15 protein-coding genes are annotated in these 14,932 nt (G+C 59.5%); all 15 read right to left on the bottom strand.

The window, feature by feature from the left end; translation table 11 throughout:
- Positions 1–22: 22 nt before the first annotated feature.
- The 15 genes from rnhB to rpsB all read right to left on the bottom strand — a co-directional run bounded on the left by rnhB (position 23) and on the right by rpsB (position 14,685).
- Positions 23–676: a ribonuclease HII gene (gene rnhB, locus HU811_RS16615; protein ID WP_186656988.1), complete on the bottom strand. Its 654-nt coding sequence runs from the start codon at positions 674–676 to the stop codon at positions 23–25.
- Between the two features lie 11 nt (positions 677–687).
- Positions 688–1,818 (bottom strand): lipid-A-disaccharide synthase, encoded by a 1,131-nt coding sequence (gene lpxB, locus HU811_RS16610; protein ID WP_186656986.1) that lies wholly within the window; start codon positions 1,816–1,818, stop codon positions 688–690.
- Positions 1,819–1,820: 2 nt separating this feature from the next.
- On the bottom strand, positions 1,821–2,597 hold the full coding sequence (gene lpxA / locus HU811_RS16605; protein ID WP_107321575.1) for an acyl-ACP--UDP-N-acetylglucosamine O-acyltransferase: 777 nt from the start codon (positions 2,595–2,597) through the stop codon (positions 1,821–1,823).
- Positions 2,594–3,034, bottom strand: coding sequence for a 3-hydroxyacyl-ACP dehydratase FabZ (gene fabZ, locus HU811_RS16600; protein WP_047227569.1), 441 nt, complete (start codon positions 3,032–3,034; stop codon positions 2,594–2,596). Before fabZ ends, lpxA begins: the two co-directional genes overlap by 4 nt.
- 108 nt (positions 3,035–3,142) lie before the next feature.
- On the bottom strand, positions 3,143–4,198 hold the full coding sequence (gene lpxD / locus HU811_RS16595) for a UDP-3-O-(3-hydroxymyristoyl)glucosamine N-acyltransferase (protein ID WP_186656983.1): 1,056 nt from the start codon (positions 4,196–4,198) through the stop codon (positions 3,143–3,145).
- Positions 4,199–4,201: 3 nt separating this feature from the next.
- Complete coding sequence (locus HU811_RS16590; RefSeq protein WP_092401204.1) at positions 4,202–4,705, bottom strand: OmpH/Skp family outer membrane protein; 504 nt, start codon at positions 4,703–4,705, stop codon at positions 4,202–4,204.
- A 45-nt stretch (positions 4,706–4,750) separates the two neighbouring features.
- On the bottom strand, positions 4,751–7,138 hold the full coding sequence (gene bamA, locus HU811_RS16585; RefSeq protein WP_186656979.1) for an outer membrane protein assembly factor BamA: 2,388 nt from the start codon (positions 7,136–7,138) through the stop codon (positions 4,751–4,753).
- Between the two features lie 74 nt (positions 7,139–7,212).
- Positions 7,213–8,565, bottom strand: coding sequence for an RIP metalloprotease RseP (rseP, locus tag HU811_RS16580; protein ID WP_186656976.1), 1,353 nt, complete (start codon positions 8,563–8,565; stop codon positions 7,213–7,215).
- Positions 8,566–8,617: 52 nt separating this feature from the next.
- Positions 8,618–9,808: a 1-deoxy-D-xylulose-5-phosphate reductoisomerase gene (ispC, locus tag HU811_RS16575; RefSeq protein ID WP_186656974.1), complete on the bottom strand. Its 1,191-nt coding sequence runs from the start codon at positions 9,806–9,808 to the stop codon at positions 8,618–8,620.
- Positions 9,805–10,611 carry a phosphatidate cytidylyltransferase gene (locus tag HU811_RS16570; RefSeq protein WP_186656972.1) on the bottom strand — a complete coding sequence of 269 codons (807 nt, stop codon included), beginning with the start codon at positions 10,609–10,611 and terminating at the stop codon, positions 9,805–9,807. The genes ispC and HU811_RS16570 overlap by 4 nt, the downstream gene beginning before the upstream one ends.
- Complete coding sequence (gene uppS / locus HU811_RS16565; protein ID WP_047227563.1) at positions 10,611–11,366, bottom strand: polyprenyl diphosphate synthase; 756 nt, start codon at positions 11,364–11,366, stop codon at positions 10,611–10,613. The genes HU811_RS16570 and uppS overlap by 1 nt, the downstream gene beginning before the upstream one ends.
- A gap of 13 nt (positions 11,367–11,379) precedes the next feature.
- Positions 11,380–11,937 (bottom strand): ribosome recycling factor, encoded by a 558-nt coding sequence (gene frr, locus HU811_RS16560; protein ID WP_047227562.1) that lies wholly within the window; start codon positions 11,935–11,937, stop codon positions 11,380–11,382.
- A complete protein-coding gene (pyrH, locus tag HU811_RS16555; protein ID WP_024779012.1) occupies positions 11,934–12,677 on the bottom strand; it encodes a UMP kinase in 744 nt (247 codons plus the stop codon). Before pyrH ends, frr begins: the two co-directional genes overlap by 4 nt.
- 212 nt (positions 12,678–12,889) lie before the next feature.
- Positions 12,890–13,756 (bottom strand): translation elongation factor Ts, encoded by an 867-nt coding sequence (gene tsf, locus HU811_RS16550; RefSeq protein ID WP_047227561.1) that lies wholly within the window; start codon positions 13,754–13,756, stop codon positions 12,890–12,892.
- A gap of 191 nt (positions 13,757–13,947) precedes the next feature.
- Entirely contained in the window at positions 13,948–14,685 is a 738-nt protein-coding gene (rpsB, locus tag HU811_RS16545) for a 30S ribosomal protein S2 (RefSeq protein ID WP_003198231.1), read from the bottom strand.
- Positions 14,686–14,932 lie beyond the last annotated feature (247 nt).

The raw sequence follows: 14,932 nt of genomic DNA, 5'->3' as shown, positions 1-14,932 counted from the left end.
AGATCGCAGCCTGCGGCAGCTCCTACAGGGCCGGGGTTCCCTTGATGGGCGAGCGCTCCATCAGCCCTTCACGTGCTTCATAAGCCTGCCGCACCGGCGCGAACGAGCGCCGATGGATGGGTGTTGGCCCAAGGCGCGCCAGGGCCTCCAGATGAACGGGCGTCGGGTAACCCTTGTGGCCGCCGATGCCGTAGCCCGGATAGATCAACTCGAAGGCACTCATTTCCCGGTCACGGCTGACCTTGGCCAGAATCGATGCCGCCGCAATGGCCGGCACCTTGCCGTCCCCTTGAACGACAGCTTCGGCGCGCATAGATAGCTTCGGACAGCGATTGCCATCGATCATCGCCAGTTTCGGGGTGATGTGCAGGCCTTCCACGGCACGCTGCATCGCAAGCATGGTGGCGTGCAGGATATTCAGCTCGTCGATCTCTTCCACTTCAGCCCGGGCAATGCACCAGCTCAGGGCTTTCTCACAGATTTCGTCGTAGAGCTTTTCGCGACGGGCTTCGGTGAGCTTCTTGGAGTCATTGAGGCCCAGAATGGGCCGGTTCGGGTCGAGAATCACTGCTGCCGTGACCACTGCACCGCACAGCGGGCCACGGCCGACCTCATCAACACCGGCCACCAGCTCTTCGACTTCAGCCACCAGATTGAAGTCCAGGCCCATCTGCAATTTCACGTGACTCATGATTTGGCGCCGATCAGGGTCAATACTGCGTCGGCGGCCTGATTGGAGGCATCGCGGCGCAAGGTACGGTGGATTTCGTCAAAGCCCCGGGTCTGTTCCTGGCCACCGTCGATCAAGGGCGACAGCGTACGGGCCAGTGCATCGGCGGTTGCCTCGTCCTGCAGCAATTCAGGCACCAGCAAGCGCTGGGCCAAGAGATTGGGCAAGGAGATGTAAGGGCTCTTGACCATGCGTTTGAGGATCCAGAACGTCAACGGCGCCAGGCGATAGGCGACCACCATCGGGCGTTTATACAACAACGCTTCAAGGGTAGCAGTGCCGGACGCAATCAACACGGCGTCACACGCAGCCAGTGCGAGATGAGAGCGGCCATCGAGCAATGTGACAGGCAGATCGCGCCCGGCCAGCAGCGCTTCAAGCTGAACCCGTCGCTGCGGGCTGGCACAGGGCAGAACAAAACGCACGCCGGGACGCAGCGCGCGCAGACGCTCGGCGGCGTCGAAGAACAAGCCTCCCAGGCGGCTCACCTCGCCGCCACGGCTACCAGGCATCAAGGCCACCAGCGGGCCGTCGGGCAAGCCCAACGCCTGACGCGCCGCGTCACGATCCGCTTCCAGGGGAATGGTATCGGCCAGGGTATGGCCGACAAACCGCACCGGCACGCCCTTCTCTTCGTAGAATCGGGCTTCGAACGGCAGCAGCGTGAGCATCAGGTCGCAGCCTTCGCGGATTTTCAACACGCGCTTCTGCCGCCAGGCCCAGACCGAGGGGCTGACGTAGTGCACCGTCTTGATACCGGCCTGACGCAACTTGAGTTCGATATTGAGAGTGAAATCCGGCGCATCGATGCCGATGAACACATCCGGTTTTTCGTCGATCAGGGTCGCGATCAGCTTCTTGCGGCGAGCCAGCAGTTCGCGCAGGCGTCCGAGCACTTCAACCAGCCCCATCACCGACAGGCGTTCCATGGGGAAATATGACGTCAGCCCTTCGGCCTGCATCAAGGGCCCACCGACACCGATGAACTCCACTGCTGGGTGCTGCGCCTTGAGCGCGCGCATCAGACCGGCACCCAGAATGTCACCGGAAGCCTCTCCCGCCACCAGTGCTATACGCAAGTTAGCCATGGTTAGCGAGTGATGCCGCGAGTCGAGGACTGGATGGAGTCACGGAATATCGCGACTTCCGGGAACTGCGCCGAAGCCTCGGCCAGCTCGACAAGGGCCTGTTCGACGGTCAACCCCTGGCGGTACACAACCTTGTAGGCGCGCCGCAATGCCGTGATCGCCTCTTCGCTAAAACCACGACGGCGCATGCCTTCGAAATTCATACTGCGGGCTTCGGCCGGGTTACCGAACACGGTGACATAGGCGGGCACGTCCTTGCCGATGGCAGTGCCCATGCCCGAGAAGCTGTGGGCGCCGATATGGCAATATTGATGGACCAAGGTGAAACCGGACAGGATCGCCCAGTCGTCCACATGCACGTGGCCAGCCAACGCGGTGTTGTTGACCAGGATGCAATGGTTGCCAATGACGCTGTCATGACCGATATGGGCGTAGGCCATGATCAGGTTATGGTTGCCCAGGGTCGTTTCGGAACGATCCTGAACGGTGCCACGGTGAATCGTCACGCCTTCGCGGATCACGTTGTGATCGCCAATGACCAGACGGGTTTCTTCACCTTTGTACTTGAGATCGGGCGTGTCCTCGCCTACCGAAGAAAACTGGTAGATGCGGTTGTGCCGACCGATCCGGGTCGGACCCTTGAGAATTACATGGGGCCCGATCACCGTACCCTCGCCGATTTCCACACCTGGGCCGATGATCGACCATGGGCCGACCTCGACATCGGCGGCCAGGACTGCCGCCGGATCGATGATTGCGCGAGGGTCAATCAAACTCATAGTTTGCGTTCCGCACAGATGATTTCAGCGGAGCAGACCGGCTTGCCGTCGACCGAAGCCTGGCATTCGAACTTCCAGATCTGGCGCTTGCAACTGATGAACGTGGCTTCGAGGATCAGTTGATCGCCCGGGGTGACCGGCTGGCGAAAACGCAGCTTGTCGGAGCCGACGAAGTAGTAAAGCGTGCCGTCGGCAGGCTTCACGTCGAGCATTTTGAAACCAAGGATCCCGGCAGCCTGAGCCATTGCCTCGATGATCAGCACGCCGGGCATGATTGGATGCGCGGGGAAGTGACCATTGAAGAACGGTTCGTTGATGCTGACATTCTTGTAGGCGCGAATCCGCTTGCCTTCAACGTCAAGTTCCACCACCCGGTCCACCAGCAGGAACGGGTAACGGTGAGGCAGGTATTCGCGAATCTCGTTGATGTCCATCATTTCGGGGGGAAGCCTATGTAAAGATTGGAAGCGCACGATCGACGCGCGCCCCTCTAGCAAATCAAGGAGGCAGTCTAGCGGCTGTGCACACTTGATATGGAAATGGTATCAGCCATCTGATGAAGCATTACCGTCAGGGGTCACGTCCCCTACACGCTTTTCCAACTGACGCAAACGCCGCGCGATGTCATCGAGCTGGCGGATTCGGGCCGCGCTCTTGCGCCATTCGGCCGCCGGTTGCATCGCCGTACCGGAAGAATAAGCCCCCGGCTCGGTGATCGAATGGGTCACCATGGTCATTCCGGTGAGGAATACGTTGTCACAAATATCAATGTGTCCCACCAGCCCCACGCCACCGGCGAGCATGCAGTGCTTGCCGATCCGGGTGCTGCCGGAGATGCCTACGCAGGCGGCCATGGCGGTGTGATCACCGATCTGGACGTTGTGGGCGATCTGGATCTGGTTGTCGAGCTTGACGCCGTTGCCGATGACCGTATCAGCCAGGGCACCCCGGTCGATCGCGGTGTTGACGCCGATTTCCACGTCATCGCCGACAGTAACACCGCCGATCTGGGCGATCTTTTGCCAGATCCCCTTCTCCTTGGCAAAACCGAACCCTTCACCGCCCAATACCGCGCCCGACTGGATCACCACGCGCTTGCCGATACGCACGTCGTGATACAACGTGACCCGCGGAGCCAGCCAGCCACCCTCACCGATCTCGCAGCGCGCGCCTATGAAGCAATGGGCACCCAGCGTGACGCCCGGACCGATCCGCGCCGCGCTTTCGACGACGACAAAAGGACCGACGCTGGCCGTGGGATCAACCACCGCATCCGCCGCAATGACCGCGCTGGGATGGATACCGGAGGCCGACTTGGGTTTGGGGTCGAACAGATGGGAAATCCGCGCATACGCCAGGTAGGGATCCGGCACGATCAGCGCATCGCCTGCAAACCCGTCGGCATCGGCGGGCTTGAGCAACAGCGCGGCGGCCCGGCTTTCAGCCAGGTATTTGCGATATTGAGGATTTGCCAGGAAGCTCAACTGAGCTGGGCCAGCCTCTTGTAAAGTGGCTAGCCCAGTGATGACCTTCTCCGGGTCGCCACGCAGGGTGGCGCCAAGGAACTCGGCCAACTGGCCGAGCTTGATAGTCGCTGTCATGGATTACTTCAGCTGATTCATGCGCTCGATAACCTGGCGCGTGATGTCGTACTGAGGTTTGACATCAATCACTGCGCCACGCTCGAACACCAGGTCAAAACCACCTTTCTTGATGACTTCTTCCACTGCCCTGTCGAGCTTTGGCTTGAGCTGCTTGAGCATCTCGCGGTCGGCAACCGCTTTCGCTTCGTTCAGTTCCTTGGACTGGAACTGGAAGTCACGGGCCTTTTGCTTGAACTCGAGTTCCAGACGCTCACGCTCGCCCTGGGCCATTTTGTCGCCACCGGAGACCAGGCGATCCTGGATACCCTTGGCGCTGCTCTCCAGGCCTTTGAGCTTGGTCAGTTGTGGGCCGAACTTCTTCTCGGCATCCACGGCATATTTCTTCGCCGCGTCGGATTCCAGCAGGGCCATCTGATAGTTCAGTACGGCGATCTTCATGTCGGCAAAAGCCGGACCTGCGACCATCAAGGTCGCCAGGAGAACCAATTGAGTCAACTTACGCACGATGTACTCCTACAAAATCCATTGTCGTTATCTTGGGTCAGACGCTTAGAACGTCTGGCCGAGGGAGAATTGGAACACTTGGGTTTCAGCGTCATCCGGTTTCTTGATCGGCATCGCCAGGGCGAAGCTCAAAGGCCCCAGCGCGGTGACCCAGGTCACACCCACGCCCACGGAACTTGCCAGGTTGCTCAGGCCGATGTCGTTGCACTGAGTGTTGGACTTGGTGCCGTTGGTGTTGGTGGTGGTCTCGCACTTGGAATCGAATACGTTACCCACGTCCCAGAATACCGAGGTACGCAGGGAGCGTTGGTCCTTGACGAACGGCATCGGGAACAGAAGTTCGACACCACCCTGGATCAGAACGTTACCACCAAATGGCAGTGGATCCTGGTCCGGGTCAAGCGCGGTACCGGCGTTACCCGTTTCTCTTACGCCGCGACTTGGCGTACTGCGAGGACCCAGGGTGCTGTCCTTGAAGCCACGTACCGAGTTGAAACCACCGGCATAGTAGTTCTCGTAGAACGGCAGGCCTTCAGTCGAACCGTAACCGTCACCGTAACCCAGCTCGGTATGCAGGCGCATGGTGTAGTTGTCGCTCAGCGGCTGGAACAACTGGCCACGGTAGTCGAGTTTGAAGAACGACAGGTCGCTGCCAGGGGTGGTGGCTTCCAGTACCAGGCTCTGGGAATGGCCGCGGGTCGCCAGCACGCCTTTGTTCAGGGTCGACTCGGACCAGCCGGCGGACGCCTTGAAGTTCAGGTAGTTGTCGCCTTCCTTGTTTACGAAGTCGAAGATCTCGTCAACGGTATAGAGGCCGGTATTGATCTTGTCCGCCTGGGCGGTCAGACCAAAGGTCAGACGCGAGGTCTCACTGATCGGATAACCGACGTTCGCGCCGATACCCATGCTGTCGACCGCATAGCTGGTCAGGTCAGCATCGAGCTCATCATAGTCAGTGGTGCGATAGAAGGCGTTGTAGCCCAGGCTCACACCGTCAGCAGTCCAGTAGGGGTCCACGAAACCGAAGTTGTAGCGGGTCTGGTATTCGCTGCGGGTCAAGCCAACGCTGACCCGGTTACCGGTACCCAGGAAGTTGTTCTGGGTGATCGAACCGCCGAGGATCAGGCCGGCGCTCTGGGCGAAACCGACGCTGGCGGTGATCGAGCCGGACGCTTGCTCTTCGACGCTGTAGTTCACATCCACCTGGTCATCGACGCCCGGTACTGCCGGCGTCTCGACGTTGACTTCCTTGAAGAAGCCCAGGCGCTCCAGACGGGTCTTGGACTGGTCGATCAGGTAGGTCGACGCCCAGCCACCTTCCATCTGGCGCATTTCACGGCGCAGCACCTCGTCCTCGGACTTGGTGTTGCCACGGAAGTTGATGCGGTTGACGTAGGCACGCTTGCCCGGATCCACGGCGAAGGTGATGTCGACGGTATGGTCTTCATCGTGCGGTTGCGGCACGCCGTTGACGTTGGCGAAGGTGTAACCCTCGTTACCCAGGCGACGGGTGATCAGTTCGGAGGTGGTGGTCATCAGCTTGCGCGAGAACACCTGGCCCTTCTGCACCAGCAGCAACGACGTGACCTGGTCTTCAGGGACCTTCAGGTCGCCGCTGAGCTTGACGTCACGAACGGTGTACTTGTCGCCTTCGTTGACGTTGACGGTGATGTAGACGTGCTTCTTGTCCGGGGTGATGGATACCTGGGTCGAAGCGATGTCCATGTTGATATAGCCGCGGTCCAGGTAGTAGGAACGCAGACGCTCCAGGTCACCGGAGAGCTTTTCACGGGCGTACTTGTCGTCGTTCTTGAAGAACGACAGCCAGTTGGTGGTCTTGAGCTCGAACAGGTCGATCAGGTCTTCATCAGGGAAAACGGTGTTACCCACCACGTTGATGTGCTGGATCGCCGCCACGGTGCCTTCATTGATGTTGACCTTCAGGCCTACGCGGTTGCGTGGCTGCGGCACCACTTCGGTGTCGACGGTGGCCGAGTAACGGCCCTGGGCAACGTACTGGCGTTGCAGCTCGTTACGAACACCTTCGAGGGTGGCGCGCTGGAAGATCTCGCCTTCGGCCAGGCCGGACTGTTTAAGGCCCTTCATCAGGTCTTCAGTGGAGATCGCCTTGTTGCCTTCGATCTCGATACTGGCGACCGATGGACGCTCGACTACCGTGATGACCAGTACATTGCCATCACGACCCAGCTGGATATCCTGAAAGAAGCCGGTTTTGAACAGCGCACGAGTGGATTCCACCAGACGCCGATCATCCGCCTGCTCGCCGACGTTTAACGGCAAGGCACCAAAGACACTACCCGCGGAGACCCGCTGGAGGCCATTGACGCGAATATCAGAGATAGTGAAGGACTCGGCGTGAACTTCGGCGATCATCAATACGGTGAGAACCGCAGTTAGCAGCAGACGTTTCATGAAGTCCTTTCTTATTCCAACTGGCAATAAACAAACTGCCGCAAAATGCGGCAGATTCGCAATTCAGCGAAGCGTTACAGACGACCCAGATCGTTGACCAAGGCAAGCAACATCACCCCGACCACCAAGCTGATACCGATCTGTATCCCCCAACCTTGCACCCTATCCGACAAGGGACGACCACGCGCCCACTCGATCAGATAAAACAACAGATGCCCCCCATCCAGTACCGGAATGGGCAGCAAATTCAGAACCCCCAGGCTAATGCTCAGATAAGCAAGGAAATTCAGGAAATCAGCGACGCCCGACTGGGCAGAAGCGCCCGCCACTTTAGCAATGGTTATCGGTCCACTCAAGTTTTTTACCGAGAGCTCGCCGAACAACATTTTCTTGAGCGAATCGAGGGTCAGGATGCTCATGGTCCAGGTACGACGCGCGCCCTCGCCAATCGCCTCCAAAGGGCCGAAACTGACCTCGCGGATCATTTCCGGCGGCCAGTCGACAGCCTTGACGCCGGCCCCCAGATAGCCGGTCGGCGCCTTGCTCTCGCCACGGGCGCCCAGGGTGACCGGGACGTCGATTGGCGCACCCTCGCGCTCGACGCGCAGCACTATTTTGCTATCCGGACGTACACGCACCGAATCGACCACCTGCTGCCAGTCACTGACCGGCAGGCCATCGAGCGCCAGCAGCCGATCACCGGTCTTCAGGCCTGCTGCCTGTGCCGGACCTTTCGGATCAAGCTCGGCCAGCACCGGTGGCAACGCCGGTCGCCAGGGCCGAATACCCAGGGAACGGATCGGATCCGGCTCGTCGGCCCCCTTGAGCCAGTTATCCAGCACCAGTTCGCGAGGCGACTGTGTCGTGGCGCCCTGCTCACGCACCATCAGTTGCAGCGAGCCGCTCTCACCCAGACGCCGCACCAATTGCAGATTGACGGCCGCCCAACCCGAGGTGGGCTCGCCATCGATGGCGACAATCTCCTGACCAGCGCCCAGCCCGGCCCGCGCGGCTATGCTACCCGCCTCAACCGCGCCGATGACCGGCCGTACCTGCTCGCTGCCCAGCATGGCCAGGGCCCAGAAAAAAACCATGGCCAGCAAAAAGTTGGCTATCGGCCCCGCTGCCACGATGGCAATGCGCTGACGAACGGTCTTGCGATTGAAGGATTGGTCGAGCTGATCGACGGGCACTTCACCTTCACGCTCGTCGAGCATTTTCACGTAGCCGCCCAGCGGAATGGCAGCCACAACGAATTCGGTGCCTTTTTTGTCATGCCAGCGCAGCAACGGCATGCCGAAACCGACGGAAAAACGCAGAACCTTGACGCCACAGCGACGCGCGACCCAGAAATGACCGAATTCGTGAAAAGTGACCAACACCCCCAATGCAACCAGGGTGCCGACAATCATATAGAGCGCGCTCATCTGTTTTCTCCGCAATCCTGTCCAGGACAACCCTGGCTAACGTACCGCAGCCTCAACGCCCGTGGCGCTTCAACCATTGGCCCGCCAGCTCACGAGCTCTGGCGTCCGCCGTGAATACTGCATCGAGGTCATCGAGCGAAACCACAGCCTCAAGGTTCAAGACCTCCTCGATGATACTCGCGATCTCGAGGTAACGGACACGTCCGTCGAGAAACGCTGCAACCGCCACTTCATTGGCAGCATTGAGCATGGCCGGAGCACTGTTGCCTGCCTCAGCCGCCTGCCGCGCCAGACGCAGGCATGGAAAGCGCTGCTCGTCGGGCGCCTGGAAATCCAGGCGGGCAATGGCGAACAGGTCCAACGGCGCCACGCCCGAATCAATCCGCGTAGGCCAGGCCAGCGCATTGGCGATCGGCGTACGCATGTCCGGGTTGCCCAATTGGGCCAGCACCGAACCGTCTATGTAATCCACCAGGGAGTGAATCACGCTCTGCGGGTGAATCACCACTTCCACCTGGGAGGGCCTGGCATCGAACAACCAGCAGGCCTCGATCAGTTCCAGGCCCTTGTTCATCATGCTGGCCGAGTCCACGGAAATCTTGCGCCCCATGGACCAGTTCGGGTGAGCACAAGCCTGCTCGGGTGAAACATGCACCAACTCTTCCAGCGGAGTCTGCCGGAACGGACCGCCGGAAGCCGTCAGTAAAATCCGCCGGACCCCCACTGCGCCCAGGCCGCGGGAAAAATCCTGCGGCATGCATTGAAAAATCGCATTGTGCTCGCTGTCGATGGGCAGCAGCACCGAACCGCTTTTGCGCACGGCCTGCATGAACAGCGCGCCGGACATGACCAGTGCTTCTTTATTGGCCAGCAGGATTTTTTTGCCTGCCTCCACCGCCGCCAGCGTCGGACGCAACCCCGCCGCGCCGACAATCGCCGCCATCACCGCGTCGACTTCAGGATCGGAGGCGACCTGACACAGCCCCTCCTCCCCCACCAGCACACGGGTAGGCAAGCCTGCCGCGCGCAAGTCGTCCTGCAAGGCTCGGGCAAGGCCAGCCTCAGGCACCACGGCGAAACGCGGGGTGTGGCGTATGCACAGCGCCAGCAGCTCACTCAAGCGAGTAAAACCACTGAGGGCAAATACCTGATAGCGCTCCGGGTGGCGCCCGATGACATCAAGTGTACTCAGACCGATCGAACCGGTAGCACCCAGGACGGTAATTTGTTGAGGACGACTCACGATGCCGCCATCCACAGCAACACGGCAAAGATCGGAATCGCAGCGGTCAGGCTGTCGATGCGATCCAGCACGCCACCATGGCCGGGCAGCAGATTACTGCTGTCCTTGATGCCGGATTGACGCTTGAACATGCTTTCGGTCAGGTCGCCGACCACCGATACAAACACGATGAGGGCGGCACCAAACAGGCCCATCAGCAACTGCCCGGCACTCCACTCCCGCACGACGCCGACCACCGCGGTGATCACCAGACTCAAGGCCAAGCCTCCATAGACCCCTTCCCAGCTCTTGCCAGGACTGACCTTGGGGGCAAGCTTGCGCTTGCCAAACGCCCGCCCGGAGAAATAGGCACCGACATCCGCCCCCCAGACCAACACCATCACGGCCATGATCTGCCAGTTGCCCAACGGGCCTTGCTTGATCCAGATAAGCCCTTGCCAGGCCGGCAACAGGATAAGCAGGCCAATCACCAGCTTCGCGGCAGCGCCTGCCCAATGATGCGTGGTCTGCGGATAGGTCAACACCAGGAAGGTCGCCGTGGCCCACCACAACACCGCTGCTCCCAGTACCCAGGGCGCGAGCCCCGGCACCAGGTACATGACGAACAGCATCGCCGCCACGGCCACGGCATAGGCGACGCGCGCAGATTGCGCAGGAAAACCCGCCAGGCGCGCCCACTCCCACGCCCCCAAGGTCACGACCAACCCGATGAACAGCGCGAAACTGGCACCTTCGAGCAGAAAAAATCCACCCAGAGCGATGGGCAACAGGATCAGAGCGGTGATGATTCGTTGTTTAAGCATTAAACCCGGGCTCCAGCTTCGATCTGTTCGCTCGTTTTACCGAAACGACGCTGACGGGAAGCGAAATCGGCCAGCGCCGTGCGCATGGCTTCGTGTTTGAAGTCCGGCCAGAACAGGTCGGAGAAGTACAGCTCGGCGTAAGCCAGCTGCCAGAGCAGGAAGTTACTGATGCGATGCTCGCCACCGGTACGAATGCACAGGTCCGGCAACGGCAAGTCACCGGTGGCCAGACAGGTCTGCAGCAGCTCGGGAGTGATGTCTTCCGGCCGCAGATGACCGGCCTGGACCTCCCGCGCCAGCCGCTGGGCGGCCTGGGCGATGTCCCATTGGCCGCCATAGTTGGCGGCAATTTGCAGGACAAACCGATTGGCACCCGCCGTGGCAGCCTCGGCTTCGCGCATCGCAGCCTGCAACTCGGGATGAAAGCGCGAGCGGTCACCAATGATGCGCAGGCTGATGCTGTTGTCGTTGAGGCGCTTGGCCTCACGCCGCAAAGCCTTGAGGAACAGGTCCATCAAGGCGCTGACTTCATCGGCCGGACGCTGCCAGTTCTCACTGGAGAAGGCGAACAGGGTCAGTACCTCGACCCCGGCCTCGGCACACACCTCGATGACCGCGCGAACTGCATCGACCCCCGCCTTGTGCCCGGCCACGCCAGGCATAAAGCGCTTCTTGGCCCAGCGATTATTGCCATCCATGATGATCGCCACGTGACGCGGAATCGCAAACGGCACGGCCTGCTTGGTCTTTTCCATGAAAACGAGACCCTTATACGGCCATCAGGTCTTTTTCTTTCTGCGCCAAATCCGCATCGATCTTAGCCACGTACTTCTTGGTCAGATCATCAATCTCGCCCGCGGCGCGACGCTCTTCGTCCTCACTGATTTCCTTTTCCTTGACCAGATCCTTGAGCTGGCTGTTGGCATCACGACGGATGTTACGCACGGCGACGCGAGCGTCTTCAGCTACATCACGGGCCTGCTTGGTGAAGCCCTTACGGGTTTCCTCGGTCAGGGCCGGCATGGAAATCAGCAGCAACTCACCCAGGTTGGTCGGGTTCAGGTTCAGGCCGGCACTGCCGATGGCCTTGTCGACCGCGCCCAGCATGTTGCGTTCAAAGGCAACGACTTGCAGGGTCCGGGCATCCTTGACGGTGATGTTGGCCACTTGCTTGATCGGCGTATCAGCGCCGTAGTACGGCACCATCACACCTTCGAGAATGCTTGGGTGCGCCTGGCCGGTACGAATGCGACCGAAGTTGTGTGCCAGCGATTCCACGGATTTCTGCATGCGCTCTTGAGCGTCTTTCTTGATTTCGTTGATCATTGTTGTACTTCCTCGATCAGTGTTCCTTCGGCGCCGCCATGCACGATATTCAGCAGGGCGCCGGGCTTGTTCATGTTAAAGACGCGCAGCGGCATCTTGTGGTCGCGGCACAGACAGATAGCCGTCAGGTCCATGACACCCAGCTTGCGATCCAGTACTTCATCGTAGGTCAGATGATCGAACTTCTCGGCATGCGGATCTTTGAACGGGTCAGCGGTATAGACGCCATCGACCTTGGTTGCCTTGAGCACGACATCGGCATCGATCTCGATCGCTCGCAGGCAGGCGGCCGAATCCGTGGTGAAGAACGGATTACCGGTGCCGGCGGCAAAAATCACCACTTCCTTGGCATTGAGGTGGCGCATGGCTTTGCGGCGGTCGTAGTGATCGGTCACACCGACCATGGAAATGGCCGACATGACGATGGCCGAGATATTGGCACGCTCCAGCGCATCGCGCATAGCCAGGGCGTTCATCACAGTGGCCAGCATGCCCATGTGGTCGCCCGTCACCCGATCCATCCCGGCCGCGCTCAGCGCAGCGCCGCGGAACAGGTTGCCGCCGCCGATGACCAGGCCGACCTGAACACCGATACCGACCAGTTGGCCGACTTCCAGCGCCATGCGATCCAGCACTTTCGGATCGATCCCGAACTCTTCCGAGCCCATCAGGGCCTCGCCGCTAAGCTTGAGTAGAATGCGTTTATAGCGAGCCTGATAACCACTGCCCTGCTGAGCCATTGCGAATCTCTCCTGCGGCGTATTTTCGAAAATTCTTTCAGGCTGTTTGCAGCCTGGGTTCACTCTAGCTTGACGCTGACACAGCGTCATCGAAACACGGCTTTGTAAGCCAGTTCCGACAGGAAACCAATATAAATCGGCATCCCCATCCAAAAAGAGGCTGCGCGCGTTAAGCGGGCAGCCTCTTCTGGGCGACAGTTAGAAAAACCGTCTTATTGCTTGGAAGCAGCCGCTACCTGAGCAGCAACTTCGTCAGCGAAGTTGTCGACTGGCTTCTCGATGCCTTCACCGACCGCAAAGCGAGTGAAGGAAACGATTTCAGCGCCGCCTTTCTTGGCCAGGGCACCCACGGTGATTTCCGGGTCCTTGACGAAAGCTTGCTCGACCAAGCTGGCTTCAGCCAGGAACTTGCTGATGCGGCCGCCAATCATTTTTTCAACGATTTCAGCTGGCTTGCCTTTCATCTTGTCTTCGTTGAGGCTCATGAACACGGCTTTTTCGCGTTCGATGGCTTCAGCGGAAACTTGCGATGGCAGCAGGAACTCAGGGTTGCTGGCCGCTACGTGCATGGCGATGTCCTTGGCCAGTTCAACAGAACCGCCCTTGAGGACAACTGCAACACCGATCTTGTTGCCGTGCAGGTAAGTACCGACCACGTCACCTTCAACGCGAGCCAGACGACGGATGTTGACGTTCTCGCCGGTCTTGCCGACCAGAACCAGACGATCAGCTTCACGCGCTTCGATCAGCGGAGCGACATCAGTCAGCTTGTCAGCAAAGGCTTTTTCGACGCTGGCAGCGACGAATGCCTTGAAGTCATCCTGCAGAGCCAGGAAGTCGGTCTGGGAGTTGACTTCCAGCAGAACGGCGACCTTGCCGTCGTCCTTGATGGCGATGGCGCCTTCAGCGGCGACGTTGCCAGCTTTCTTGGCAGCCTTGATGGCGCCCGAAGCACGCATGTCATCAATGGCTTTCTCGATGTCGCCGCCAGCCTTGGTCAAGGCCTTCTTGCAGTCCATCATGCCTTCGCCGGTACGCTCGCGCAGTTCTTTGACCAACGCTGCAGTAATCTCTGCCATTTCAAAATCCTCTTGGATAGGTTTTCAACCATTCCACCCGATTGAACGGGCGTGCAATTCTTCCCGAACCACCCTTGTTAGCCGCTGCACGTTACAGATGCTGTAGCTGCGCTGCTTACAAATGGTTTTCGAGGTGGCAAAAAGGGGGCCAAGCCCCCTTTTTGCTTACTGAGTCAACGCCAGGGCGTCAATTACTCAGCGGCTGCTGCCGGAGCTTCTTCAGCGAAGACTTCGGTGCCGCCATTAACATTGTTGCGACCACGGATAACAGCGTCAGCCATCGAACCCATGTACAGCTGGATGGCGCGAATGGCGTCATCGTTGCCTGGGATGATGTAGTCAACGCCTTCCGGGCTGCTGTTGGTATCGACAACGCCGATGACCGGGATACCCAGCTTGTTGGCTTCGGTGATCGCGATGCGCTCGTGGTCAACGTCGATCACGAACAGTGCGTCAGGCAGACCGCCCATGTCCTTGATACCGCCCAGGGAGCGGTCCAGCTTCTCAAGATCGCGAGTGCGCATCAGCGCTTCTTTCTTGGTCAGCTTGGCGAAAGTACCGTCTTCGGACTGCACTTCAAGGTCACGCAGACGCTTGATGGAAGCGCGAATGGTCTTGAAGTTGGTCAGCATGCCGCCCAACCAGCGGTGATCGACGTACGGCGAACCGCAACGTGCTGCTTCTTCAGCAACGATCTTGCCAGCGGAACGCTTGGTGCCGACGAACAGAATCTTGTTTTTGCCCTGGGCCAGGCGCTCTACGAAGGTCAGTGCTTCGTTGAACATCGGCAGGGTTTTTTCAAGGTTGATGATGTGGATCTTGTTACGCGCGCCGAAAATGTACTTACCCATTTTCGGGTTCCAGTAACGGGTCTGGTGACCGAAGTGCACACCGGCCTTCAGCATATCGCGCATGTTGACTTGGGACATGATAGTTCCTTGATAAGTCGGGTTTGGCCTCCACGTATCCCAATGACCAACCAGCGGCCTATATAAGCCGAAGGCACCCAGGTCATCGTGTCGACACGTGTGTGGATTTAAGCTTGCGGGGTCATCCCCGGAAAGCGGCGCATTTTATACCACAGCAAGGGAGAAAACGGAACACGGATTCTGCTGCTCCGGCAAAACACCTCAAGCCGAGCGCAAAACCGTGGCGAGGGAGCTTGCTCCCGCTGGG

Origin of the sequence: Pseudomonas tehranensis (genome assembly GCF_014268615.1) — a bacterium.
GTDB lineage: Bacteria > Pseudomonadota > Gammaproteobacteria > Pseudomonadales > Pseudomonadaceae > Aquipseudomonas > Aquipseudomonas tehranensis.
Note: the sequence above shows the minus strand (reverse complement) of the source record. Positions and strands in the feature narration are given on the sequence as shown.

Bases quoted from the DNA above. Each gene is read 5' to 3' on its own strand.
- uppS (WP_047227563.1), bottom strand. From the start codon at position 11,366: ATGGAAAAGACCAAGCAGGCCGTGCCGTTTGCGATTCCGCGTCACGTG.
- rseP (WP_186656976.1), bottom strand. From the start codon at position 8,565: ATGAGCGCGCTCTATATGATTGTCGGCACCCTGGTTGCATTGGGGGTG.
- tsf (WP_047227561.1), bottom strand. From the start codon at position 13,756: ATGGCAGAGATTACTGCAGCGTTGGTCAAAGAACTGCGCGAGCGTACC.
- fabZ (WP_047227569.1), bottom strand. From the start codon at position 3,034: ATGATGGACATCAACGAGATTCGCGAATACCTGCCTCACCGTTACCCG.
- lpxD (WP_186656983.1), bottom strand. From the start codon at position 4,198: ATGACAGCGACTATCAAGCTCGGCCAGTTGGCCGAGTTCCTTGGCGCC.
- frr (WP_047227562.1), bottom strand. From the start codon at position 11,937: ATGATCAACGAAATCAAGAAAGACGCTCAAGAGCGCATGCAGAAATCC.
- lpxA (WP_107321575.1), bottom strand. From the start codon at position 2,597: ATGAGTTTGATTGACCCTCGCGCAATCATCGATCCGGCGGCAGTCCTG.
- bamA (WP_186656979.1), bottom strand. From the start codon at position 7,138: ATGAAACGTCTGCTGCTAACTGCGGTTCTCACCGTATTGATGATCGCC.
- HU811_RS16570 (WP_186656972.1), bottom strand. From the start codon at position 10,611: ATGCTTAAACAACGAATCATCACCGCTCTGATCCTGTTGCCCATCGCT.
- rpsB (WP_003198231.1), bottom strand. From the start codon at position 14,685: ATGTCCCAAGTCAACATGCGCGATATGCTGAAGGCCGGTGTGCACTTC.
- lpxB (WP_186656986.1), bottom strand. From the start codon at position 1,818: ATGGCTAACTTGCGTATAGCACTGGTGGCGGGAGAGGCTTCCGGTGAC.
- pyrH (WP_024779012.1), bottom strand. From the start codon at position 12,677: ATGGCTCAGCAGGGCAGTGGTTATCAGGCTCGCTATAAACGCATTCTA.